General features: G+C 63.5%; 23 protein-coding genes. 17 read left to right on the top strand and 6 right to left on the bottom strand.

What is annotated here, in order from left to right:
* Nucleotides 1-233: 233 nt before the first annotated feature.
* Nucleotides 234-1,784 carry a glycoside hydrolase family 17 protein gene (locus AC6I6U_RS11865; RefSeq protein ID WP_497882129.1) on the top strand — a complete coding sequence of 517 codons (1,551 nt, stop codon included), beginning with the start codon at nt 234-236 and terminating at the stop codon, nt 1,782-1,784.
* Between the two features lie 104 nt (nt 1,785-1,888).
* Here AC6I6U_RS11865 and AC6I6U_RS11860 read toward each other — a convergent pair whose 3' ends face one another.
* Nucleotides 1,889-2,251, bottom strand: coding sequence for a hypothetical protein (locus AC6I6U_RS11860; RefSeq protein ID WP_497882128.1), 363 nt, complete (start codon nt 2,249-2,251; stop codon nt 1,889-1,891).
* Between the two features lie 236 nt (nt 2,252-2,487).
* Between AC6I6U_RS11860 and AC6I6U_RS11855 the strand changes: the two genes are divergently transcribed.
* The 3 genes from AC6I6U_RS11855 to AC6I6U_RS11845 all read left to right on the top strand — a co-directional run bounded on the left by AC6I6U_RS11855 (nt 2,488) and on the right by AC6I6U_RS11845 (nt 5,483).
* Nucleotides 2,488-3,786: a serine/threonine protein kinase gene (locus tag AC6I6U_RS11855; protein WP_497882127.1), complete on the top strand. Its 1,299-nt coding sequence runs from the start codon at nt 2,488-2,490 to the stop codon at nt 3,784-3,786.
* The gene (locus AC6I6U_RS11850) at nt 3,779-4,567 is read left to right on the top strand and encodes an MlaA family lipoprotein (protein WP_497882126.1); all 789 of its coding nucleotides are present in this window, start codon (nt 3,779-3,781) and stop codon (nt 4,565-4,567) included. The genes AC6I6U_RS11855 and AC6I6U_RS11850 overlap by 8 nt, the downstream gene beginning before the upstream one ends.
* A gap of 67 nt (nt 4,568-4,634) precedes the next feature.
* Nucleotides 4,635-5,483 carry a Cof-type HAD-IIB family hydrolase gene (locus tag AC6I6U_RS11845; RefSeq protein ID WP_497882125.1) on the top strand — a complete coding sequence of 283 codons (849 nt, stop codon included), beginning with the start codon at nt 4,635-4,637 and terminating at the stop codon, nt 5,481-5,483.
* Here AC6I6U_RS11845 and AC6I6U_RS11840 read toward each other — a convergent pair.
* Both AC6I6U_RS11840 and AC6I6U_RS11835 read right to left on the bottom strand, forming a co-directional pair.
* Nucleotides 5,447-6,631 carry a patatin-like phospholipase family protein gene (locus AC6I6U_RS11840; protein WP_497882124.1) on the bottom strand — a complete coding sequence of 395 codons (1,185 nt, stop codon included), beginning with the start codon at nt 6,629-6,631 and terminating at the stop codon, nt 5,447-5,449. The genes AC6I6U_RS11845 and AC6I6U_RS11840 overlap by 37 nt on opposite strands.
* 72 nt (nt 6,632-6,703) lie before the next feature.
* Nucleotides 6,704-7,639, bottom strand: coding sequence for a lipid A biosynthesis lauroyl acyltransferase (locus AC6I6U_RS11835; RefSeq protein WP_497882123.1), 936 nt, complete (start codon nt 7,637-7,639; stop codon nt 6,704-6,706).
* A 120-nt stretch (nt 7,640-7,759) separates the two neighbouring features.
* Here AC6I6U_RS11835 and minC point away from each other — a divergent pair, with 120 nt between their 5' ends.
* From minC to AC6I6U_RS11800, 7 genes are all read left to right on the top strand, one after another.
* A complete protein-coding gene (gene minC, locus AC6I6U_RS11830; RefSeq protein WP_497882122.1) occupies nt 7,760-8,497 on the top strand; it encodes a septum site-determining protein MinC in 738 nt (245 codons plus the stop codon).
* 206 nt (nt 8,498-8,703) lie between these two features.
* Nucleotides 8,704-9,516 carry a septum site-determining protein MinD gene (gene minD / locus AC6I6U_RS11825; protein WP_017904738.1) on the top strand — a complete coding sequence of 271 codons (813 nt, stop codon included), beginning with the start codon at nt 8,704-8,706 and terminating at the stop codon, nt 9,514-9,516.
* 3 nt (nt 9,517-9,519) lie between these two features.
* Nucleotides 9,520-9,774: a cell division topological specificity factor MinE gene (minE, locus tag AC6I6U_RS11820; protein ID WP_497882121.1), complete on the top strand. Its 255-nt coding sequence runs from the start codon at nt 9,520-9,522 to the stop codon at nt 9,772-9,774.
* Nucleotides 9,775-9,968: 194 nt separating this feature from the next.
* Nucleotides 9,969-10,604: an RluA family pseudouridine synthase gene (locus AC6I6U_RS11815; RefSeq protein WP_010449126.1), complete on the top strand. Its 636-nt coding sequence runs from the start codon at nt 9,969-9,971 to the stop codon at nt 10,602-10,604.
* A 284-nt stretch (nt 10,605-10,888) separates the two neighbouring features.
* Nucleotides 10,889-12,178 (top strand): M18 family aminopeptidase, encoded by a 1,290-nt coding sequence (locus AC6I6U_RS11810; RefSeq protein WP_497882120.1) that lies wholly within the window; start codon nt 10,889-10,891, stop codon nt 12,176-12,178.
* Between the two features lie 211 nt (nt 12,179-12,389).
* Entirely contained in the window at nt 12,390-12,566 is a 177-nt protein-coding gene (locus AC6I6U_RS11805) for a hypothetical protein (protein ID WP_497882119.1), read from the top strand.
* 47 nt (nt 12,567-12,613) lie between these two features.
* Nucleotides 12,614-14,785 carry a mechanosensitive ion channel family protein gene (locus tag AC6I6U_RS11800; RefSeq protein ID WP_497882118.1) on the top strand — a complete coding sequence of 724 codons (2,172 nt, stop codon included), beginning with the start codon at nt 12,614-12,616 and terminating at the stop codon, nt 14,783-14,785.
* A 193-nt stretch (nt 14,786-14,978) separates the two neighbouring features.
* On the opposite strand, the gene AC6I6U_RS11795 is transcribed toward AC6I6U_RS11800, so the two are convergent.
* On the bottom strand, nt 14,979-15,692 hold the full coding sequence (locus AC6I6U_RS11795) for a UTRA domain-containing protein (protein ID WP_497882117.1): 714 nt from the start codon (nt 15,690-15,692) through the stop codon (nt 14,979-14,981).
* Nucleotides 15,693-16,075: 383 nt separating this feature from the next.
* On the opposite strand from AC6I6U_RS11795, the gene AC6I6U_RS11790 reads away from it, so the two are divergent.
* The 6 genes from AC6I6U_RS11790 (at nt 16,076) to AC6I6U_RS11765 (ending at nt 21,405) form a co-directional block, all read left to right on the top strand.
* The gene (locus tag AC6I6U_RS11790; protein WP_497882116.1) at nt 16,076-17,143 is read left to right on the top strand and encodes an ABC transporter substrate-binding protein; all 1,068 of its coding nucleotides are present in this window, start codon (nt 16,076-16,078) and stop codon (nt 17,141-17,143) included.
* 143 nt (nt 17,144-17,286) lie between these two features.
* Nucleotides 17,287-18,093, top strand: a complete 807-nt coding sequence (locus AC6I6U_RS11785; protein ID WP_497882115.1) for an alkaline phosphatase family protein — start codon at nt 17,287-17,289, stop codon at nt 18,091-18,093.
* Nucleotides 18,090-18,935, top strand: coding sequence for an ABC transporter permease (locus AC6I6U_RS11780; RefSeq protein WP_497882114.1), 846 nt, complete (start codon nt 18,090-18,092; stop codon nt 18,933-18,935). Before AC6I6U_RS11785 ends, AC6I6U_RS11780 begins: the two co-directional genes overlap by 4 nt.
* The gene (locus tag AC6I6U_RS11775; protein ID WP_497882113.1) at nt 18,922-19,722 is read left to right on the top strand and encodes an ABC transporter permease; all 801 of its coding nucleotides are present in this window, start codon (nt 18,922-18,924) and stop codon (nt 19,720-19,722) included. The genes AC6I6U_RS11780 and AC6I6U_RS11775 overlap by 14 nt, the downstream gene beginning before the upstream one ends.
* Nucleotides 19,719-20,708 (top strand): ABC transporter ATP-binding protein, encoded by a 990-nt coding sequence (locus AC6I6U_RS11770; RefSeq protein ID WP_497882112.1) that lies wholly within the window; start codon nt 19,719-19,721, stop codon nt 20,706-20,708. Before AC6I6U_RS11775 ends, AC6I6U_RS11770 begins: the two co-directional genes overlap by 4 nt.
* Nucleotides 20,709-20,751: 43 nt before the next feature.
* Nucleotides 20,752-21,405 (top strand): HAD family hydrolase, encoded by a 654-nt coding sequence (locus AC6I6U_RS11765; RefSeq protein ID WP_497882111.1) that lies wholly within the window; start codon nt 20,752-20,754, stop codon nt 21,403-21,405.
* Between the two features lie 13 nt (nt 21,406-21,418).
* Here AC6I6U_RS11765 and AC6I6U_RS11760 read toward each other — a convergent pair whose 3' ends face one another.
* Both AC6I6U_RS11760 and AC6I6U_RS11755 read right to left on the bottom strand, forming a co-directional pair.
* Complete coding sequence (locus AC6I6U_RS11760; protein ID WP_497882110.1) at nt 21,419-22,768, bottom strand: LLM class flavin-dependent oxidoreductase; 1,350 nt, start codon at nt 22,766-22,768, stop codon at nt 21,419-21,421.
* Entirely contained in the window at nt 22,761-24,182 is a 1,422-nt protein-coding gene (locus AC6I6U_RS11755; RefSeq protein ID WP_497882109.1) for an MFS transporter, read from the bottom strand. The genes AC6I6U_RS11760 and AC6I6U_RS11755 overlap by 8 nt, the downstream gene beginning before the upstream one ends.
* Nucleotides 24,183-24,298: the final 116 nt, after the last annotated feature.

Raw genomic sequence — 24,298 nt, 5'->3', positions numbered from 1 at the left:
GTTCGATCATCAGCGGAGTACTGATACCCGGATCATCAACCCAGTGCGCCGACCAACCTGATCCGACAGCGACCTCAAGACAGCGAGAAGCGACATCAGAAAGCCAGCAACCAACCGGTTGGGCATGCGCCTCGCCCAGCGCCTGCGGACTTTCCATGACAAAATACTGCGCGAGCCCAAGGCCAAGGCATTTCCGGGTAATATGCGCGGCTTTGCCCCCAGATAGCCCGACCATGCCTGCCACCGCCCGCTTCCCGCTATTGCCCTATCTGTTCGCCTGCCTGCTGGGCCTCCTGGCCCTCTGCGGATTCTGGTACGGCCTCGGCCAACCGGTGATCCTGCCGGACGCGGCGACGCCGACGCACAAGCTGCAATGCGCGTCCTACACGCCGTTCGACAAGGACCAATCGCCGTTCGACCAGCCGTTCAAGCCGCGTCTTGCGCGCATGGATGCCGACCTGGCGCTGCTCGCGACCCGCTTCGAATGCATTCGCACCTACTCCATGACCGGCCTCGAAGCCTTGCCGGAGCTGGCGCGCAAACATGGCCTGAAAATGATGATCGGCGCCTGGGTCAACAGCAATCCGCTGGACACCGCGAAGGAAGTCGACGCACTGATCGCCTCGGCCAATGCCAACGCCGACGTGGTCACCGCAGTGATCGTTGGCAACGAGACCCTGCTGCGCAAGGAAGTGACCGCCGCACAACTGGTCAAGCTGATCCAGAAGGTCAAGGCCCACGTGAAGCAGCCGGTGACCTATGCCGATGTCTGGGAGTTCTGGCTCAGCCACCCGGACGTCGCGCCGGCGGTGGATTTCCTGACCATCCATCTGCTGCCGTACTGGGAGGATGATCCGGCGGGCATCGATGCGGCCATCGACCATGTCGCACAGATCCGCCAGGCCTTCGGCAACCGCTTCGCGCCCAAGGACATCCTGATCGGCGAAACCGGCTGGCCAAGCGAAGGCCGCCAGCGCGAAACCGCGCTGCCGAGCCGGGTCAACGAGGCCCGCTTCATCCGCGGCTTCGTCAACCTGGCCGAACAGAACGGCTGGCACTACAACCTGATCGAAGCGTTCGACCAGCCGTGGAAACGTGGCAGCGAAGGTGCGGTCGGCGGGTACTGGGGGCTGTTCGACGCCGATCGCCAGGACAAGGGTATCCTCGCCGGCCCCGTCTCGAACCTGCCGCACTGGCCACAATGGCTGGCCTTCGGTGCCGCATTGTTCGGCGCCACCCTGTTGCTGGGCGGGCGCGTGCGCAGCACCCGTGGAGCCCTGCTCCTGCCGCTGCTGGGTGCGCTGGCCGCCTGCTCCATCGGAGCCTGGGGCGAACTGGCGCGAGTAACCAGCCGCTTTACCGGCGAATGGATCTGGGCCGGCCTGCTGGTGGGCCTGAACCTGCTGGTAATGGCCCATGCCGCATTGACGCTGGGTGCTCGCTCGGGCTGGCGCCAGGACGCCTTCGAATGGCTGGAGCAGCGCGCCGGCTGGCTGCTGGCCGCGACCGGCTTCGCCGGGGCAGTGATGATGCTGGAGCTGGCGCTGGACCCGCGCTATCGCAGCTTCCCGAGCGCGGCGCTGCTGTTGCCGGCGCTGGTATTCCTGATGCGCCCGGTGCGCGTACCACGGGGCGAGACGGCCCTGCTGGCCTTCATCATCGGTGCAGGTATCGTGCCCCAGTTGTATCGCGAAGGCCTGCAGAACCCGCAGGCCTGGGGTTGGGCGGCGGTCAGCGTGCTGCTGGTTGCAGCCTTGTGGCGCAGCCTGCGCGTTCGCCACTGACTTTCAGGCTGACCAGCAACCCGCAGAAGCATCACCAAACTGTGGGAGCCGGCGGTCCGGCTCCCACAGTGACCGCGCCTGGCATACATTTTGTGTCTACCGCTCTATCGGGCCGCCCGCACCAACCTCAAGCCAGCGATTACCACCGCGAACACCGCCAGGCTGGTGTTGTACAGCGCCAAGGCCGGAAACCCGACCAGCAACGCCAGTGCCCCCAGCCCCCAACCCAGCCGACGCGGCAGCACGAACGCCAGCGCCGCAACGCCCAGGGCAGCCCAGCCCAACACCTTGAAATGAATCAGCCAGCCCAGGTTCGAACGCACCTGGCACTGCCAGCGCAGCGCCTCATCGACGCAGATACCGACCCACTGTCCATCCTCCATCAGCCCATAACGCACGCCATAACTGGCAGCCAGCCACAGCGGCAGGACGAGAACCAACAGGATCAGCGAAAAACGACGGGACATGAACGACTCCGGTAGGCAAAAACGCCGCCCAGCATAATCGCCAAGGCGCTGCTTGCAAGCTTTAACAATGGTTAACTGGCCAGCAAACTGCGGCAAAGTGTATCGTCTATAGGCTATTGTCTGGATGAAGGCAGCACGGCTGCATTTTTTCGTCTTCGGACATGGCACTTCGGCAGCACCCCAGTGGTCATAGCCTGCGACTCCCACTCCGCATTTCCTTATTAAAGGATGTAGTCATGCTCCGTTCCCTGCGCCTCGCCACTTTCGTCGGCGGTCTCATTCTGAGTGCATCCGCGCTGGCGGTCGATGTCGACGCTGCCAGCTATGGCTATCCGTTGACCAACCCGTTTGAAGCGACCATCGCCACCACCCCACCGAACCTGCGTCCGCAACTGCCCGAAGACGATGACATCGATCAGTCGGACTACAGCGTGCAACTGCGTCCGGAACGTGAGTTCATCCTCCCGGACAACTTCTGGGCCGTGAAGAAACTCACCTACCGCGTCGCCCGCCAGGATCACGCCGCACCGCTGATCTTCCTGATCGCCGGTACCGGCGCACGCTACGACAGCAGCCTGAATGAGTACCTGAAGAAGCTCTACTATAAGGCCGGTTACCACGTCGTCCAGTTGTCGTCGCCGACCAGCTTCGACTTCATGAGCGCCGCCTCGCGCTTCGCCACGCCCGGCATTACCAAGGAAGACGCCGAAGACATGTACCGGGTGATGCAGGCCGTGCGCGCGCAGAACCCGAAACTGCCCGTCACCGACTACTACCTGAGCGGCTACAGCCTCGGCGCACTGGATGCCGCGTTCGTCAGCAAGCTGGATGAAACCCGGCGCAGCTTCAACTTCAAGAAAGTCCTGCTGCTCAACCCGCCGGTCAACCTCTATACCTCGATCACCAACCTCGACAAGCTGGTACAGACCGAGGTCAAGGGCATCAACAACAGCACCACTTTCTATGAGCTGGTGCTGGCCAAGCTGACCCGCTACTTCCAGCAGAAAGGCTACATCGACCTCAACGACGCCCTGCTCTACGACTTCCAGCAATCCAAGCAGCACCTGACCAATGAGCAGATGGCGATGCTGATCGGCACTTCCTTCCGCTTCTCGGCGGCAGACATCGCCTTTACTTCGGACCTGATCAACCGCCGTGGCCTGATCACTCCGCCCAAGTACCCGATCACCGAAGGCACCAGCCTGACCCCGATGCTCAAGCGCGCCCTGCAATGCGACTTCGACTGCTACCTGACCGACCAGGTGATTCCGATGTGGCGAGCCCGTACCGACGGTGGCAGCCTGCTGCAACTGATCGACCAGGTCAGCCTCTACGCGCTCAAGGACTATCTGCACGACAGCCCGAAAATCGCCGTGATGCACAACGCCGACGACGTCATCCTCGGTCCTGGCGACCTCGGTTTCCTGCGCAGCACCTTCGGCAATCGCCTGACCGTCTACCCCCACGGTGGTCACTGCGGCAACCTCAATTACCGCGTCAACGCCGACGCCATGCTGGAGTTCTTCCGTGGCTAAACATCTGATGCTGATCGCCGCCCTCCTCTGTGCCGGCTACGCCCAGGCTGACAACAGCAAGGCCCACGACCCGGTGGTACCCGATCCGGACGGTTTCACCGAGCCGCTGAAGAAGCTTAAGTTCAATCCTGGCCTGGACCAGCGTGAGTTCGAGCGCTCGACGCTCAACGCCTTGAACGTCTACGACCCCCTCGAGTCATGGAACCGCCGCGTCTATCACTTCAACTACCGTTTCGATCAGTGGGTGTTCCTGCCGGTAGTCGACGGCTACCGCTACATCACTCCGGGCTTCGTGCGCAGCGGCGTGAGCAACTTCTTCAGCAACCTGGGCGATGTGCCCAACCTGCTCAACAGCCTGTTCCAGCTCAAGGGCAAGCGCTCGCTGGAGACCACCGGCCGCCTGTTGCTCAACACCACCATCGGCGTTGCCGGCCTGTGGGACCCTGCGACCAAGATGGGCCTGCCGCGCCAGACCGAGGACTTCGGCCAGACCCTGGGCTTCTATGGGGTACCAGGCGGGGCCTACCTGATACTGCCGTTCTTCGGTCCCTCGAACCTGCGTGATACCACGGGCCTGGTGTTCGACCTGGCAGCGGAGTCGCAGATCAACTTCCTCAATGTCTCCCAGGCCAGCGAGAACCATCCGGAGATCTACGCCCTGCGCGCCATCGACAAGCGCTACACCACCAGCTTCCGCTATGGCCAGCTGAACTCGCCGTTCGAATACGAGAAGGTGCGCTACGTCTATACCGAATCGCGCAAGTTGCAGATTTCCGAGTAAACCGCGAGGCTATGGGGATACCCTGGCGGGAGCCGGCAATCCGGCTCCCGCAACACAAGGACGAACCATGTACAACCTGATCGCTTCCGACCTCGACGGCACCCTGCTGCTTCCAGACGACCGTATCGGCGAATTTTCCCGCTCGGTCCTCAACCAACTGGTGGCGTCCGGTCGGCACGTGGTGATCGCCACCGGCCGCAGCCGGCCCGAAGTCGAAGCGATCCTCCATGACTACCCACTGCCGGTACACCTGATCACCTCCAACGGTGCCTGCATCACCAGCGCCTGCAAGCAACTGATCGCCTGCGAGCATCTGCCCGAAGATGTCGTCCGCCGAGTACTCGATGCCACGGCAGGGCTGCCGGGGCTGATGATCAACGCCTATTGCGACTCCCGCTGGATCACCAACGCCGACCAGGCGCTGCTCGATACCTTTACCCTGCAGGAGGGCTTCCCACCCACCCTCCTCCAGGCCAGGGATTTTCCGCTGGAGGGCGTCGAGAAAGTCTTCTTCATCCACCCGCAGCACGACCATGAGGCCCTGGTGCGGCTCGACGAACAACTCGGTGAGCTGCTCGGCGATAGCGTGCACAGCACGTTCTCGTCACCGTTCTGCCTGGAACTGATGGCCAGCAACGTGTCCAAGGGCAGCGCCCTGGCACGCCTGGCACAGTTCCTCGACGTACCCTTGAGCCAGTGCATCGCCTTTGGCGACGGCATGAACGATGTGGAAATGCTCACCGTCGCCGGCAAGGGCCTGGTCATGGGCACCGCCCACCACAAGGTGATGCAGGCCCTGCCACGGCATGAAACCATCGGTGCCTGCAGCGAGGAGGCAGTGGCTCGCTACCTGGCCGCCAACCTGCTGGAGCAGCCCGCTCAGCTGGCCGACGCCGCCTGGAACATCACCGCCTGAGGCAAGCCGAGAAACCGGCACAGCTCATCGCGCTTGGCCAACGCATCGCGGCGCCCCAATTCGATCAGCTCACTGCAATAACCGGCCTCGAACAACAGATAGCTGAGCACCCCGGCCCCACTGGTCCGTGTTGCACCAGGCCCGCGCAGGAAGGTGCGCAACGCCGGTGGCAACTCGTGTCGATGGCGCGCGGCTATCTCGTCGAGTGGCCGGCTGGGCGCGATCACCAATACATCGACCGGTGCCAGCCCCAGGCTGCGGGGCTGATGAGGAGGCAACATCCGGCCGAACTGGTTCAGGCGCTGCAACAGTTCGATATCGCTTTCCAGGCTATCAATGAAGGTGCTGTTGAGCATGTGCCCACTGATCTGCGCCAGGCTCGGCTGCTGCCCGGTGAAGGTGCGCTCGACAACTGCATTGGCGTCCAGCCCGCGCGAGTTGCCACTGACCCCGACCACCAGCACGCGACTGGCGCCCAGGTGCAGCGCCGGACTGATCGGCGCCGACTGCCGCACTGCACCGTCGCCGAAGTATTCATGGTCCAGCTTGACCGGTGCGAACAACAGCGGAATGGCCGAACTGGCCAACAGATGATCGACGGTCAACTCGGTCGGTACGCCAATACGCCGATGGCGCAACCAGGAATCGATGGCACCCTTGCCCTGGTAAAAGGTGACCGCCTGCCCCGACTCGTAGCCGAAGGCGGTCACGGCCACCGCCCGCAGTTGCTGGTGCTCGATGGCCTGCTCGATACCCGGTAGATGGATTTTCTCGTTGAGCAGGTCGCGCAGCGGCGAGCTGTTGAGCAAGGCCACCGGTACCTGGGCGCCCAGGCCGAGCAGGCTGTGGCCGAAAAACCGGGTAGCCTGGTGAATCACCCCCGGCCAGTCGCTGCGCAGCACCCGATGGCTGCGAAAGCTCTGCCAGAACGCGCTCAGACGCTCGATGGCCGCGACGAAATTCATCGCCCCGCTGGCGAGGCTGACCGCGTTGATCGCGCCCGCCGATGTGCCGACGATCACCGGAAACGGGTTGCTTGCCCCCGACGGCAGCAATTCGCCAATCGCCGCCAGCACGCCCACCTGATACGCCGCCCGGGCGCCTCCTCCCGAAAGAATCAGACCGGTCACCGGTTCAGTTGGGCTCATCGCGACACTCCGTCAGTCAGCTAGCTACCTGATACACCAGGCCCTTCCCCGACAGCAAGGGGCAACCCCCGCTTATCGTCGTTTTTTGTCGTAGAGTCGTGGTTCTCCCGCCGGCCGGCTCTTGAAGCGCCGATGAGTCCACAGGTATTGCTCGGGACAGGCACGCAAGGAAACCTCGACCCAGCGGTTGATCCGCAGGCAGTCGGCTTCCTCGGACTCAGCCGGAAAGTCCGTCAGCGGCGGATGGATCACCAGCCGATAGCCACTGCCATCGGCCAGCCGCTCCTGGGTGAACGGCACCACCAGCGCCTTGCCCAGGCGGGCGAACTTGCTGGTAGCAGTGACGGTCGCCGCCTGGATACCGAACAGCGGCACGAAAATGCTCTGCTTGATCCCGTAGTCCTGGTCCGGCGCATACCAGATCGCCCGGCCGGAACGCAGCAGCTTGAGCATTCCGCGCACGTCGTCGCGCTCCACCGCCAGCGAATCGAGGTTGTGCCGCTCGCGCCCACGGCGCTGGATGAAATCGAACAGCGCGTTACCGTGCTCGCGGTACATGCCGTCGATGGTGTGTTGCTGGCCCAGCAGTGCGGCGCCGATTTCCAGCGTGGTGAAATGCAACGCCATCAGGATCACGCCCTTGCCTTCGCGCTGGGCCTGCTGCAGATGCTCGAGCCCTTCGACATGGGCCAGGCGCGCCAGGCGCGGCTTGCTCCACCACCAACTCATGGCCATTTCAAAGAAGGCGATGCCGGTGGAAGCAAAGTTTTCCTTGAGCAGGCGTGTGCGTTCGGCGGCGGACTTTTCCGGGAAGCACAGCTCGAGGTTACGCGCGGCAATCCGCCGACGCTCGCCGGCGACCCGGTACATCAGCGCACCCAGGATGCGGCCGATCCGCAGCAGGGCCACATAGGGCAGCTGGACGATCAGCCAGAGCAGCCCCAGCCCCAACCAGAGCAGCCAGTAGCGTGGGTGAAAAAAAGCGGTTCGAAAACGCGGGCGATCCATTAATGATTCCGGACAAACACAGGGCCGTGCATTCTACAACGGTTCGCGGCGGCTTGCGGGTCGCGGGCGTTCTCGTTATAAGTCTCGGCACTTTCAGCGACAAGCAACGTTATGCCGACCATGAGCCAAACCGAACCGCTAGACCAGGATCCCGTGTTCCAGCTGAAGGGCAGCATGCTCGCCATCACGGTGCTGGAACTGGCGCAGAACAACCTCGAAGCCCTCGACCGCCAACTGGCCGCCAAGGTGATCCAGGCGCCGAACTTCTTCAGCAATACCCCGCTGGTGCTGGCGCTGGACAAACTGCCTGCCGACCAGGGCGCCGTCGACCTGCCCGGACTGATGCGGGTGTGCCGCCAGCACGGCCTGCGGACCCTGGCGATCCGTGCCAACCGCATCGAAGATATCGCCGCCGCCATCGCCATCGACCTGCCGGTGCTGCCACCGTCCGGCGCGCGCGAGCGGCCGGTCGATCCGACCGAAGGCGAAGTGAAGAAAATACCGGAAAAACCACCGGAACCAACGGTCAAGCCGACGCGGATCATCACCACGCCGGTACGAGGTGGCCAGCAGGTCTATGCCCAGGGTGGCGACCTGGTGGTGGTTTCTTCCGTCAGCCCCGGCGCGGAACTTCTGGCCGATGGCAACATCCATGTTTACGGACCAATGCGTGGTCGTGCCCTGGCTGGCGTCAAGGGTGACACCAAGGCCCGTATTTTCTGCCAGCAACTGAGTGCCGAACTGGTCTCGATTGCCGGCCAGTACAAGGTTTCCGAGGATTTGCGCCGCGATCCGCTGTGGGGTTCGGGCGTTCAGATCAGCTTGTCCGGCGATGTGTTGAACATCATCCGTCTTTAACGGATACTTGCCGCCATTTCCGAAATGTCGCCTTCTTCGTAGCGAAAATGGCTTGAAGGGTCTAGGAAAACACGAAATGTAAAAATTACCGCCGGTACTTTAAACATTTCGTCGCTTCCAGGGCCAAGCCATGCGACTACAGTTGTTTTTCAGCGACGTTCTTCAGGGGCTAGTAAAGAGTCCTTTTTCCTTAGGGGTGAAACACCTTGGCCAAGATTCTCGTGGTTACATCCGGCAAGGGTGGTGTGGGTAAGACCACCACCAGCGCCGCCATCGGTACCGGCCTCGCGCTGCGCGGCCACAAGACAGTCATCGTCGACTTCGACGTCGGCCTGCGTAACCTCGACCTCATCATGGGCTGCGAGCGCCGCGTGGTGTACGACTTCGTCAACGTGGTAAACGGCGAAGCCAACCTGCAGCAGGCCCTGATCAAGGACAAGCGCCTGGAAAACCTGTACGTGCTGGCCGCCAGCCAGACCCGTGACAAGGACGCGCTGACCAAGGAAGGCGTCGAGAAGGTCCTGATGGAACTCAAGGAAAGCTTCGAGTTCGTGGTCTGCGACTCCCCGGCCGGTATCGAGACCGGTGCCCACCTGGCCATGTACTTCGCCGACGAAGCCATCGTCGTGACCAACCCGGAAGTGTCTTCGGTCCGCGACTCCGACCGCATGCTCGGCCTGCTGGCCAGCAAGTCGCGTCGTGCCGAGCAAGGTGGCGAGCCGATCAAGGAACACCTGCTGCTGACCCGCTACAACCCGGAGCGCGTGAGCAAGGGCGAAATGCTTGGCGTCGAGGACGTCAAGGAAATCCTGGCCGTGACCCTGCTGGGCGTCATCCCGGAATCCCAGGCGGTGCTCAAGGCATCCAACCAGGGCGTACCGGTCATTCTCGACGACCAGAGCGATGCTGGCCAAGCCTACAGCGATGCGGTTGACCGCCTGCTGGGCAAGACCGTCGAGCATCGTTTCCTCGATGCACAGAAGAAGGGATTCTTCGAGCGCCTGTTTGGAGGCAACTAAGCAATGAACCTTTTTGACTTCTTTCGTGCCAACAAAAAAGTAAGTACCGCGTCGGTTGCGAAAGAGCGTCTGCAGATCATTGTGGCGCACGAACGCGGCCAACGCAGCACCCCGGACTACTTGCCCGCCCTGCAGCAGGAGCTGGTGGAAGTGATCCGCAAGTACGTCAATATCGGGTCCGATGACGTGCACGTCGCCTTGGAAAACCAGGGCAGTTGCTCGATCCTGGAACTCAATATCACCCTGCCTGATCGTTGATCGATCCGGCCGGAGCCACGGCGGCCCGGTGATGTTCATGCAATGCTGTTGTAGGAGCCGGCTTGCTGGCGATAGGTTCAACCCGGTTTATCAGGTAAACCGCGTCGAGATGATCGCCAGCAAGCCGGTTCCCACAACGACAGCATCGTGAACATCATCGGGCCGCCGTTGGCGTTTGTTACGAGACCGTTTTAATGCCGCTGTCGAATATCCGCATCATCCATCAGGACGCCGCCGTGCTGGTGGTGGACAAGCCGACCCTGTTGCTCTCCGTCCCGGGCCGGGCCGATGACAACAAGGATTGCCTGATCACCCGCCTGCAGGAAAACGGCTACCCCGAAGCCCTGATCGTCCACCGGCTGGACTGGGAAACCTCGGGCATCATCCTGCTGGCCCGCGACCCCGATACCCATCGCGAACTGTCGCGCCAGTTTCACGACCGCGAGACCGAGAAGGCCTATACCGCGCTCTGCTGGGGCCAGCCGGAGCTGGACAGCGGTAGCATCGACCTGCCGCTGCGCTACGATCCGCCGACCAAGCCGAGGCATGTGGTCGACCACGAGTTCGGCAAACATGCGCTGACCTTCTGGAAAGTGCTGGAGCGCCATGCCGACTGGTGCCGGGTGGAACTGACCCCAATCACCGGGCGCTCGCATCAACTGCGGGTGCACATGCTGTCGATCGGTCACCCGCTGCTGGGTGACGGCCTGTACGCCCACCCGCAAGCGCTGGCAGCCTGGCCGCGGCTGTGCCTGCATGCCAGCATGCTGAGCTTCACCCACCCGCAGAGCGGCGAACGCCTGCGCTTCGAGTGCCCGGCGCCGTTCTGAACGACATACGCAGACCGTGTGGCGAGGGGGCTTGCCCCCGCTCGACTGCAAAGCAGTCGCAACCTGACCGGCTCGATCCCCCTGAATAACGCGGCCGTCTGTTTTTGGGGCTGCCTTGCAGCCCAGCGGGGGCAAGCCCCCTCGCCACAAACGTCCTGTAGGAGCCCGGCTTGCCGGCGAAGGGGACCTTGAGGCTGCTAAAAGCTTCGTCGAATCGCCGCCCGGGGCAAGCCCTGCTCCTACAAGATACGGTAGACTTGGCGCACTGCTGTCTGGAGCCACTTATGCGCGAAGAGTTGAACCAAGGCCTGATCGACTTCCTCAAGGCCTCCCCCACCCCCTTTCATGCCACCGCCAGCCTGGTCCAGCGCCTGGAAGCGGCCGGCTACCAGCGTCTCGACGAGCGCGACACCTGGCACACCGAGGCCAATGGTCGCTACTACGTCACCCGCAACGACTCTTCCATCATCGCCATCAAGCTCGGCCGGGCCTCACCGCTGCTCGCCGGCATCCGCATGGTCGGCGCCCACACCGACAGCCCGTGCCTGCGCGTCAAGCCGCAGCCGGAGCTGCAGCGCCAGGGCTTCTGGCAACTGGGTGTCGAAGTCTACGGTGGCGCCCTGCTCGCACCGTGGTTCGACCGCGACCTGTCCCTGGCCGGCCGCGTCACCTTCCGCCGCGACGGCAAGGTCGAAAGCCAACTGATCGACTTCAAGGCGCCCATCGCGACCATTCCCAACCTGGCCATTCACCTCAACCGTGAGGCCAACCAGGGCTGGGCGATCAATCCGCAGAACGAACTGCCGCCGATCCTCGCGCAGTTCGCCGGCGACGAGCGCGTGGATTTCCGCGCCGTCGTCACCGACCAACTGGCCCGCGAACACGGTCTCAGCGCCGACGTGGTGCTCGATTACGAGCTGAGCTTCTACGACACCCAGAGCGCTGCGGTGATCGGCCTCAACGGCGACTTCATCGCCGGCGCCCGCCTGGACAACCTGCTGTCCTGCTACGCCGGCCTGCAGGCGCTGCTCAACGCCGACAGCGAGGAAACCTGCGTGCTGGTCTGCAACGACCATGAGGAAGTCGGGTCCTGCTCCGCCTGCGGCGCCGACGGCCCGATGCTCGAACAGACCCTGCGCCGCCTGCTGCCGGAAGGCGAGGACTACGTGCGCACAATTCAACGCTCGCTGCTGGTTTCGGCCGACAACGCCCATGGTGTACACCCCAACTACGCCGAGAAGCACGACGCCAACCACGGCCCGAAACTCAACGCCGGCCCGGTGATCAAGGTCAACAACAACCAGCGCTACGCCACCAACAGCGAAACCGCCGGGTTCTTCCGCCACCTGTGCATGGCCGAGGAAGTCCCGGTGCAAAGCTTCGTGGTGCGCAGCGACATGGGTTGCGGCTCGACCATCGGCCCGATCACCGCCAGCCACCTGGGCGTGCGCACCGTGGATATCGGCCTGCCGACCTTCGCCATGCACTCGATCCGCGAACTGGCGGGCAGCCACGACCTGGCACACCTGGTGAAAGTCCTGAGCGCGTTCTACGCCAGCCACGAACTGCCCTGAGTCCCAGGGCAACCCCTGAGCCCGAGAGCAACCCCTGGGCCACAGCAACACTCAGGGCTGTGGGAGCAGGATTTATCCTGCCCCCACACTATCTACCCTTCCCTCTGCATCAGGCCCCATCAGCCGGCCTGATCACGCCTGATACACATCAACTCCTCCTCCGCCAAACCGACCTAAACTGAATGTGTATCCCTTCGACAAGGCCGTCGTCATGATCACACCGTTCGAGTTTCACTCGATGCTCATCCCGATCCTGGGAGGCATGCTGTTGCTGGCCGTGGGGTTCAGCTTCCGCGAGGGCCGCTCCGGCCCGGTGTTGATGTGGCTGGGCATGCTGTTGATCCTCGCCACGGTGGTCTACAAGATCCTCGCCAAACTGGCTGAATAAATGCGCGCAGCCCGGGGCTGGCGTACACTCGGTCGATCCGCATCTGTATGGTTGATTGCCTAGTGTTATCCCGTCTCCTTGCCCTGCGCACCTGCCTGTTCATCTGTCTATTGACGCTGCTGCCCCTCGCCCCTGCCCAGGCCGTCGGCCTGCCCAGCCTGTTGGGCAGCGCCGAGAAAACCCAGCCGCAACCTACCGAGCCGCTGGCCCAGTCCCTCGACGAGGTGATCAAGAACCTGGAGAACGACCAGCAACGCAGCAAGTTGCTCAGCGACCTGAAAAAGCTCCGGGACAGCACGAAGAAGGCACAACCCGCCGCCGAAGAAGGGGTACTGGGGCTGATCGGCAGCACTCTGGCCGACTTTGAAAAGCAGTTCACCGGCAGTGACAGTCCGCTCAATCGCTGGTCGCTGGAGTTCGACCAGGCCAAGCAGGAAATGCTGGCGCTGATGCTCCCGGCCAGTGAATGGCTGCCGATCATCTCGGCGTTCGCCCTGATCCTGCTGCTCTGGAGCTGCCTCGCCTGGGCGATGATCTGGCTCGGCCACCGGGTACGCCTGCGTTTCGGTCTGACCGAAGAGTTGCCGCAACACCCGCGCACCGTCGACCTGCTGCGCTTCGCCCTGCGCAAGCTCGGCCCGTGGATGATCGCGCTGCTGATCACCGTCTACCTGACCTACGCCCTGCCCTCGTCCCTGGGCAAGGACCTGGCGATGGCCCTGGCCTATGCGCTGGTGGTCGGCACCTGCTTCTCGGCGATCTGCGTGATCGCCTTCTCGCTGCTCGATGGCCCACACCGCCACCAGGCGCTACACATCCTCCGGCGCCGGGCGTTCCGCCCGTTGTGGCTGGTCGGCAGTTTCGCCGCGTTTGGCGAGGCCCTGGGCGACCCACGCCTGATCGCCAGTCTCGGCAGCCACCTGGCCCACACTGCCGCGACCTTCATCAACGTCATGGCGGCCCTTTCCACCGGGCTGTTCATCCTGCGTTTCCGCCGCCCTATCGCCCACCTGATCCGCAACCAGCCGCTGTCCCGGCGCCTAACCCGGCGTGCCCTGAGCGACACCATCGATATCCTCGGCAGCTTCTGGTTCGTCCCAGCGCTGATCCTCGTGGCGATTTCGCTGTTCGCGACCTTCTTCTCCGCAGGCGACACCAGCACTGCCCTGCGCCAGTCGCTGATCTGCACCGTGCTGGTGGTGCTGTGCATGGTGATCAACGGCCTGGTCCGGCGCCACGCCCTCAGGCCCCAGCGCGGGCACAAGCGCCACACGCTGTATTCCGAACGACTGAAGAGTTTCTGCTACACCCTGGTGCACCTGCTGGTCTGGCTGGTGTTCATCGAGCTGGGCCTGCGGGTCTGGGGCATGTCGCTGATCCGCTTCACCGAGGGCGAAGGCCACGAGGTCAGCATCCGCCTGTTCAGCCTCGGCGGTACCCTGATCTTCGCCTGGCTGATCTGGATTCTCGCCGACACCGCCGTGCACCACGCCCTGACCCGCTCGCGCAAGGGCCTGGCCAATGCCCGGGCGCAGACCATGATGCCGCTGATCCGCAACGTGCTGTTCGTGGCGATCTTCATCATCGCGCTGATCGTCGCCCTGGCGAACATGGGCATGAACGTCACGCCCCTGCTGGCCGGTGCCGGCGTGATCGGCCTGGCCATCGGTTTCGGTGCACAGTCGCTGGTGGCGGACCTGATCACCGGCCTGTTCATCATCATCGAGGATTCCCTGGCCATCGACGACTACGTCGACGTCGGTGGACACCTGGGCACTGTCGAGGGCCTGACCATCCGTACCGTGCGGCTGCGGGACATCGACGGCATCGTCCATACCATTCCGTTCAGCGAGATCAAGAGCATCAAGAACTACTCACGGGAGTTCGGCTACGCGATCTTCCGGGTGGCGATTCCCTACAACATGGCGATCGACGATGCGATCAAGCTGATGCGCGATGTCGGCCAGAAGATGCGTACCGACCCGCTGCAGCGGCGCAACATCTGGTCGCCGCTGGAAATCCAGGGCGTGGAAAGCTTCGAGTCCGGCAGCGCGATCCTGCGGGCCCGCTTCAAGACCGCGCCGATCAAGCAGTGGGAAGTGTCGCGGGCCTTCAACCTGGCGCTGAAACGGACCATGGACGAATCCGGCCTGGACCTGGCGACCCCGCGCCTGAGCGTGCAGGTGGTCACGGCCGGTGGTGGCGCAGAAAAAGAATAAGCCGGATTTTGCACACATGTGGCGAGCGGGCTTGCCCGCGCTCGATTGCGCAGCAATCGCGAGACCTGGGAATGGGGTCTGCCTGATGTAACGGGGATTTGGATTCAGGGGGGCGTTGCCCCCCAGCGCGGGCAAGCCCGCTCGCCACAAAAGCCACTCCAGCTAGCAGCCAGCAGCCAGCAGCCAGCAGCGATCAGACCACATCCACCCCGACATGAATCGCATCATGCCGCCAGAACTCCAGGTCGCAGTCGATCAGTCGCTGGTGCTGGTCGTAGTTGACCCGGGCAATGCGCAACCCCGGGCTGCCGGAGGACACCCGCAACGCCGCGGCAGCCTCCAGTGGCAATGAGGTCGGCACGATCTCGAAGCGCACCCGGCCATAGTGCAGGTCGTAGTGGCGGGCATACAGTTCGGTGATCGACTGGTTCAGGTCGAACTCGAGAATCCCCGGAAAGTACTGCGGGTTGAGGTAGTGCTCGACATACAGCACCTGCCGTTCGTCGATCCGCCGTATCCGACAGACCTGGATCACGCTGGACAGCGCCGGCAGCTGCAACCACTCGCACACCGCCGCCGACGCCGGCTGCAGCCGTGCCGACAGTACCTGGGTGGAAGGCACCCGCCCCTGGGCACTGACCATCGCATGAAAGTGGCTACGCTGCATCAGGTTGTAGGCCAGCCGGGGCGGCGAGACGAACCAGCCGCGGCGCTCCTCGCGGTAGATCAGGCCCTGGGCTTCCAGTTGCAGCAACGCCTCGCGCACGGTGATCCGGGTGGTGCTGAACAGTTCGCTGAGCTTGCGCTCGGCCGGCAGCTTGCTTCCGCCAGGCAATAGCCCGTGTTCGATCTGCTCATGGAGCGCCAGACCGATGGCTGTCACCGCCTTGGGTGCCTCTTCACGCATCAACGTTACCTATCTGGACTAGTCCAGCACTGTTTCGGGGCAGGACCGCGCAGCACCACGGTCTCCGGTTGCAGCACCCAGCCTAGGCAATGCTCATGACTGATATGTGACAAAGCGACGAAACGGTGCACGGGGACGGTCGTCTAATAACATTAAGTTCTATAAATATCAGTCACTTACAAATGGTCTACGCTTACTTCGGCGGTCACGGGTGCGATTGGGGAAAAACCTTGCAGGACCGATGCCGACATTAAAGTGTCATCCAGCAGGCTTAAATTGGCTCAGGTATTGCTGACCTAGACCAAACGTCCAACCGCCGCACTACGCATATAAAAACTGTCGATCAAGATCTTCGCGTTGAACAACGCCCAAAGGAGCTTCGGATGAAACAGCTTTTCCTGGCATCACTGTTAGGCTCGACCATCGCCCTGTGCACCAGCGCCATGGCCGCCGGTACCGATTTGCAGGCCCTGGAGGCCGCCGCCAAGAAAGAAGGTGCCGTCAACAGCGTCGGCATGCCCGATGACTGGGCGAACTGGGCCGGCACCTGGAAGGACCTGAGCGACAAGTACGGCCTCAAGCACATCGACACCGACATGAGTTCGGCCCAGGAAATTGCCAAGTTCGCCGCCGAGAAAGACAACGCCAGCGCCGATATCGGCGACGTCGGTGCGGCCTTCGGCCCGATCGCGACCAAGCAGGGCGTGACCCAGCCGTACAAGCCAAGCACCTGGGAACAGGTTCCGGCCTGGGCCAAGGACCAGGACGGCAACTGGGCGCTGGCCTACACCGGCACCATCGCCTTCATCGTCAACAAAAAGCTGCTGCACGGCTCCGAAGTGCCCAAGAGCTGGGCTGACCTGAAGGGTGGCAAATACAAGGTTTCCATCGGTGACGTGAGCACCGCGGCCCAGGCCGCCAACGGCGTCCTCGCCGCGGCACTGGCCAATGGTGGCGACGAGAAGAACATCCAGCCAGCACTGCTGCTGTTCGCCGACATCGCCAAGCAGGGTCGCCTGTCGCTGGCCAACCCGACCATCGCCACCATGGAAAAGGGTGAAGTGGAAGTCGGCGTGGTCTGGGACTTCAACGGCCTGAGCTACAAGGCCAAGATGGCCAGCCCGGACGACTATGTGGTGCTGATCCCGTCGGATGGCTCGGTGATTTCCGGCTACACCACCATCATCAACAAGTACGCCAAGCACCCGAACGCTGCCAAGCTGACGCGCGAATACATCTTCAGCGACGCCGGGCAGATCAACCTGGCCCGTGGCAATGCCCGGCCGATCCGCGCAGAGCACCTGACCCTGCCGGAAGACGTGAAGGCCAAGCTGCTGCCTAACGAGCAGTACAAGCACGTCACCCCGATCAAGGATGCCGATGCCTGGGAGAAGACCTCCAAGGCGCTGCCGCAGAAGTGGCAGGAAGAAGTCATCATCAACATGCAGTGATGCTCGACAACTGACGGTTGCACACCACTGAACTGTAGGAGCAGGGCTTGCCCGCGAAAGGGCCCTAGAGGGCGATAAAAGCTTCGCGGGCAAGCCACGCTCCTACAGTTTTTTGCATACTCCTTGAAACAGGGGCCCGGCTCATGCAGCACAACGTCATCCTGGTCGTGCTCGATGGCCTGAACCACGAGGTCGCCCGGCACGCCATGGGCCATCTCCAGGCTTACGCAGGCGCAGGACGCGCAGCGCTGTACAAACTGGAATGCGAGTTGCCCTCGCTCTCCAGACCGCTCTACGAATGCATCCTGACCGGTGTCGCGCCGATCCACAGCGGCATCGTGCACAACCACGTCACGCGCCTGTCCAACCAGCGCAGCGTATTCCACTACGCCCGCGACGCCGGCCTCAGGACTGCGGCGGCGGCCTATCACTGGGTCAGCGAGCTGTACAACCGCTCGCCTTTCGTCGCCGCCCGTGATCGCCACACCCATAACGAAAGCCTGCCGATCCAGCACGGGCATTTCTACTGGATGGACCACTACCCCGACTCCCATCTGCTCGCCGATGCCGAAAGCCTGCGCCTGCAACACGCGCCGAACTTCCTGCTGGTGCACCCGATGAACATCGACGACGCCGGCCACAAGCACGGCCTGGACAGCAGCCAGTATCGCAACAGCGCGCGCTCGGCCGACATCATCCTCGCCGACTACCTGCAAGGCTGGCTCGATGCCGGCTACCAGGTGCTGGTAACAGCCGACCACGGCATGAACAACGACCGTTCGCACAACGGCCTGCTGGCCGAGGAACGGGAAGTGCCGCTGTTCGTCCTCGGCGACGCCTTCAGTTTCAATCCCGATGCCGCCCCCCGGCAGACCGAGCTCTGCGGCACGATCTGCACCCTGCTGGGCGTGCACCACGACAAACCTGTATGCCGGGAGCTGTTGAAGTGAATTCAATCACCCGTGGCAAATGGCTCGCCCTGCTCTGCCTGGCACCATTTGCCCTGTTCTTCATCGTGTTCGAGATCGCACCGCTGGTGTGGGTGCTGATCAACAGCCTGCAGTCGGAAGACGACGGCTGGGGGCTGGCCAATTTCAACAAGATCTTCGGTTCGAAGTTCTACCTGCAAGCCATCCAGTACAGCCTGGAGATCAGCTTCTGGTCGAGCGTGTTCGGCATGCTCATTGCCCTGCTCGGCGCCTACTCGCTGCGACGGGTCGACTCGCGCCTGCGCGACTTCGTCAACGCCTTCGCCAACATGACCAGCAACTTCGCCGGCGTACCACTGGCCTTCGCCTTCATCATCCTGCTCGGCTTCAACGGCACCATCACCATCCTGCTGAAACAGGCCGGGGTCATCCAGGACTTCAACCTGTACTCGAAGACCGGGCTGATCATTCTCTATACCTACTTCCAGATTCCCCTCGGCGTACTGCTGCTCTACCCGGCCTTCGACGCCCTTCGCGAAGACTGGCGCGAGTCCGCCGCGCTGCTCGGCGCCAACGGCTGGCAGTTCTGGCGGCACATCGGCCTGCCGGTACTGACCCCGGCACTGCTCGGTACCTTCGTGATCCTGCTGGCCAACGCCCTGGGCGCCTACGCCACGGTCTATGCCCTGACCACCGGCAACTTCAACGTGCTGCCGATCCGCATCGCCGCAATGGTGTCCGGCGACATCAGCCTCGACCCGAACATGGCCAGCGCACTGGCAGTGATCCTGGTCGGGCTGATGACCTTCGTCACCGTCATCCATCAATGGCTGTTGAAAAGGAGCCACCATGTCGCGCGCTGAACCCGGCTCCGCCAGCCTCTACCACCGCGTGGTGGTCTACCTGCTGTTCCTGATCCTGCTGCTGCCGCTGCTCGGGACCTTCGTCTATTCCATCGCCAGCAGTTGGTCGGCGACCGTGCTGCCCAGCGGTTTCACCGTCAAGTGGTACCTGCAACTGTGGAGCGACCCGCGCTTTCTCAGCGCGTTCGGCCAGTCGCTGGTCGTCTGCGTCGGTTCGCTGGTGCTGTCGGTGGTGCTGATCCTACCGCTGCTGTTCGTGGTGCACTACCACTTCCCGCGGCTCGACGCGTTGATGAACATCCTGATCCTGCTGCCCTTCGCCGTGCCGCCGGTGGTGTCCTCGGTGGGCCTGCTGCAACTGTACGGCTCCGGGCCGCTGGCCATGGTCGGCACGCCGTGGATTCTGATCGGCTGCTACTTCACCGTGGCCCTGCCGTTCATGTACCGGGCGATCACCAACAACCTGCAGGCGATCAATCTGCGCGACCTGATGGATGCCGCCCACCTGCTCGGCGCCAGCACCTGGCAGGCGGCGTTCCTGGTGGTGCTGCCGAACCTGCGCAAGGGCCTGATGGTGGCGTTGCTGCTGTCGTTCTCGTTCCTGTTCGGCGAGTTCGTGTTCGCCAACATCCTCGTCGGCACCCGCTACGAAACCCTGCAGGTGTACCTGAACAACATGCGCAACAGCAGCGGTCACTTCACCAGCGCACTGGTGATCTCCTATTTTCTCTTCGTCCTGGTCCTGACCTGGGTCGCCAACCGTTTGAACAAGGACAAAAGCCAATGAGCTTCATCAGCGTCCAGAACCTGAAAAAGACCTACGCCGGCACCACCGTGTTCAGCGACATCAACTGCGAGATCGGCAAGGGCGAGTTCATCACCCTGCTCGGCCCGTCCGGTTGCGGCAAATCCACCCTGCTGCGCTGCATTGCCGGCCTGACCCCGGTTGACAGCGGCAAGATCCTGCTCGACGGCCAGGACATCGTCCCGCTGAGCCCGCAGAAACGCGCGATCGGCATGGTGTTCCAGAGCTATGCGCTGTTTCCCAACATGACCGTGGAACAGAACGTCGCCTTCGGCCTGAAGATGCAAAAGGTCAACGCCGACGACAGCCACAAGCGGGTCAGCGAAGCCCTCAAGCTGGTGGAACTGCACGACTTCGCCGCCCGTTACCCGCATCAGCTCTCCGGCGGCCAGTGCCAACGCGTGGCCCTGGCCCGTTCACTGGTGACCCGCCCGCGCCTGCTGCTGCTCGACGAACCGCTGTCGGCCCTCGACGCACGGATCCGCAAGCACCTGCGCGAGCAGATCCGTGCGATCCAGCGCGAACTGGGGCTGACCACCATTTTCGTCACCCACGACCAGGAAGAAGCCCTGACCATGAGTGACCGGATCTTCCTGATGAACCAGGGCCAGATCGTCCAGAGCGGCGACGCCGAATCGCTCTACACCGCGCCGGTAGACGTGTTCGCCGCCGGTTTCATCGGCAACTACAACCTGCTCGAGGCCGACGCCGCCAGCCGCCTGTTGCAACGGCCGGTCAGCAGCCGCATCGCCATCCGCCCGGAAGCCATCGAGTTGCACACCGACGGCGAGCTCGACGCACTGATCCGCGGCCACAGCCTGCTGGGCAACGTCATTCGCTACCGGATCGAGGCCCGTGGCGTCGAACTGGTAGTCGACGTGCTCAACCGCTCGGCCGCCGACCTGCACCCCGATGGTCGACGCCTGGCACTGTCCATCGATCCGACGGCCCTTTGTGAGGTAGCCTGATGCCTCGTTTGAAGCCTGTCCCTTTGAAGAGAGAGCTGCACTGATGGCCCTGGCAATTTTTGATCTGGATGAAACCCTGATTCACGGCGACTGCGCCACGCTCTGGAGCGAGCAGATGGGCCGCCTGGGCTGGGTCGACCCGGAATCGTTCATGCGCCGCAACAACGAACTGATGGACGCCTACAGCAAGGGCGAACTGGCCATGGAAGAGTTCATGCTGTTCAGCCTGGAGCCAATGGCCGGGCGCACCCCGGAGGAAATCGAGCACCTTGTCGAGCCGTGGGTCGAGGACGTGATCGAACCGCTGATCTACAGCGATGCCTGCACCGCCATCGCCGCCCACCGCGCCGCCGGTGACCGCATCCTGGTGATCTCCGCCTCGGGCACCCACCTGGTCAAGCCGATCGCCGAACGCCTGGGCATCGACGAAGTACTGGGCATCGAGCTGGAAGTGCTGCACGGCGTCTACAGCGGCCATACCACCGGCATCCTGACCTACCGCGAGGGCAAGATCACCCGCCTGCTGGAATGGCTCGACGCCGAAGGGGAAAACCTCGAGGGCGCCAGTTTCTACTCCGACTCGCGCAACGACCTGCCGTTGCTGCTCAAGGTCGATCACCCGCACGTGGTCAACCCGGACCCGGTGCTGCGCGAACAAGCGGAAAAGGCCGGCTGGCCGATTCACCAGTGGAAATGAACGCGGCGGCCGTTCAGCCGCCGGCCCCGACAAAATGACGATTGGCGATCCGCCGCAAGCCGAGGTTTTCCCTCAAACTGCGGCCTTCGTACTCGCGCCGGAACAGGCCCACCCGCTGTAGCTGCGGCACCACCCCCTCGACAAAATCGTCGATGGCCCCCGGCAGATGGGTAAACAGCACGTTGAAACCGTCGGCCGCCTCGGCCTCGTACCAGGCGGCCAGTTCGTCGACGATCTGCGTCGGCGTTCCCACCAGCACCTTATGCCCACTGGCCGACAGGCTGCGCAGCAATTGCGCCACGGTCGGGCGCTCACGGCGAATCAGCTCAATGACCAACTGCTGGCGGCTCTTGTGCCGCTCGGTCGACGACACCTGCGCCGGCAGCGGCACCCGGGCATCGAGTGGCAGTGCCGAGAGGTCGAAGCCAAGGTCCAGCAGATAGGACAGGCCCTTGAGCTGCGCCTGCGGATCGAGTAGCTCCTGCAGGGCCTGGTATTTTTCCTCGGCCTCGCTCACGGTCCGCCCCACCGTCGGCGCAATGCCGGGGAAAATTTTCAACGCATCCTCATCACGGCCATGCCGCGCCAGGCGTGCCTTGAGGTCGGTGTAGAAGGCCTGGCCATCCTCCAGCGTCTGCTGCGCGGTGAACACCAGTTCCGCCGTTCGCGCCGCCAGCTCGCGCCCGGCCTCGGAGGAGCCGGCCTGGGCGATCACCGGCCAGCCCTGCAATGGCCGTGGCGCGTTCAGCGGGCCGCGCACCTGGAAGTGCCGGCCCTGATGCTCCAGCACGCGCATCTTCGCCACATCGAGCCAGAGCCCGGAGGCCTTGTCCCGCACGAAGGCATCATCGGCCCAGCTGTCCCACAACCCGCTGACCACCTCGAAGAACTCCTCTGCGCGCTGGTAACGCTCGGCGTGCTCCAGGTGCTCGTCACGGTTGAAGTTCTCGCCACCGATCAGCGCAGTCACCAGATTCCAGCCGGCGCGACCGCCGGACAGGTGATCCAGCGAGGCGAAACTGCGGGCGAGGTTGTAGGGCGCGTTGTAGCTGGTGTTGGCCGTGGCGATCAGGCCGATATGCCGGGTGGTCATGGCCAACGCCGGCAGCAGCGTCAGCGGGTCCCAGCGCAGGCTGTGGGCACTGTGGGCGAGGACCTGCGGATCGAGGCTGCCGACCGCGACATTGTCGTTGAGGAACAACGCATCGAATCGCCCCCGTTCCAGGGCCTGGGCGTATTCGACGTAGCGCTGCACGTTCAGCGAGGCGTCGGCATCCGCATCCGGATGCCGCCAACTGGCGCCATGGGCACCGGCGCCCGACAGAAACGCGCCGAGGCGAATCTGCCCGGCGCGCCTAGCCACGGCTGGAACCCTCGGCCAGCGCCTGCGCCGCCGGGGCCCGCAACAGGCCACTGACCAGCGCCCAACCGGCCACCACCACCAATGCCAGGAACAGCATCACCGCGCGATAGCCGTGGATGAAGGCACCTTGCACGTCATCCGCCGCTTGCCCGGAAAACCCGTGGTAGATGCCCACCCCGACCGCCAGGCCCAGGCCACCACCGATATTGTGCAGGGTCATCAGCGACCCCATGGCCACCGACGAGACGTTCTGCGGCACCGAGGACAGGCCCAGCACCGTCGACGGGCCGAGAATACTGGCCCAGCCCAGGCCCATGACGACGAATGCCGCCAGCAGGTACACCAGTGACGTCTGCCGGTCGAAGCCGGCCTGCAGCAGCGCCGACAGCAGGAACAGCAGCAGGCCGGACTTGATCAGCAAGGCCGGGCCTTTACGGTCCACCAGGCGTCCGACCACCGGCGACAATACCGCCACGCCCAGGGTCGTCGGCAGCAACAACAGGCCGCTGGCCTGTACGCTTTCACCGCGGACCAGAGCCAGGTACAGCGGCATGACGAAGAACGCCACGCAATAGAACACCGCCAGGCTGAAGCTGGCGACGACCCCGGCGACAAAACGCCGGTTGGCGAACAACTGCAAGTCGATGATCGGTGCCGCCACGCGTTTCTCCACCGCAACGAAGGCCGCCAGCACCACCACCGCCAAGGCAATCAGGCCCAGGGTCAACGGCGTGCTCCAACCCCAGGCGGCGCCCTGGACGATCACCAGCACCAGGCTCGGCAAGCCGACCAGCAGCAACGCCGCCCCGAACCAGTCGAGCCGGGCGCCCTCCTCCTGGGAACGCGACTCAGTGACGCTGAAACTGCTGATGCCCAGGCTCAGCAGGACGAAGGGCACGTTGATCAGGAAGATCCACTGCCAGCCGAAGGCACTGGTGATCAACCCGCCCAACACCGGCCCTACCGCCAGGCCGACGCCGTTGACGCCGAACAGGATGCCGAAGGCCTTGCCCTGCTCGGCAGTGTCGAAGGTATTGGCGACGATCGCCCCCGACGCGGTATAGAGCACCGCGCAGGCGGCGCCCTGGAGAATCCGTGCGGCGACCAGCGTGTCGATGCCATTCGCCAGCCCGGCCCCCAGGGAGGCCAGCCCGAACACGCCCAGGCCGATGAACAGAACGCGCTTGCGTCCGTGCAGGTCGGCCAGCCGGCCCACCAGTACCATGAAGCTCGATAGCGCCAGGATGAAGCCGTTGATCACCCACTGCAGGCTGTCCACCGAGGCGTTGAGGTCGGCCTGCAGGGCCGGCAGCGCCGTGTTGACGATGGTGAAATCGACGCAGCCGAGAAAACTGGCAATGCTCACGCCGAGCAATGCCCACCATTTGCGTTGCTGTTGCGCAAAAACGCTCATGGGGAAACTCCTTTTTTCAGTTGAATATCGGGGGGACCGTGTTGATGCCTTCGCGGGCAAGCCCAGCTCCTACAGGGCCAGTGCGTACGCAAACCTTATGTACAACGCAAACCTGT

Source organism: Pseudomonas sp. UTLPPB19802, from assembly GCF_059730225.1.
The sequence above is the reverse complement of the archived record's forward strand: the minus strand, read 5'-3'. Positions and strand labels throughout refer to the sequence as shown.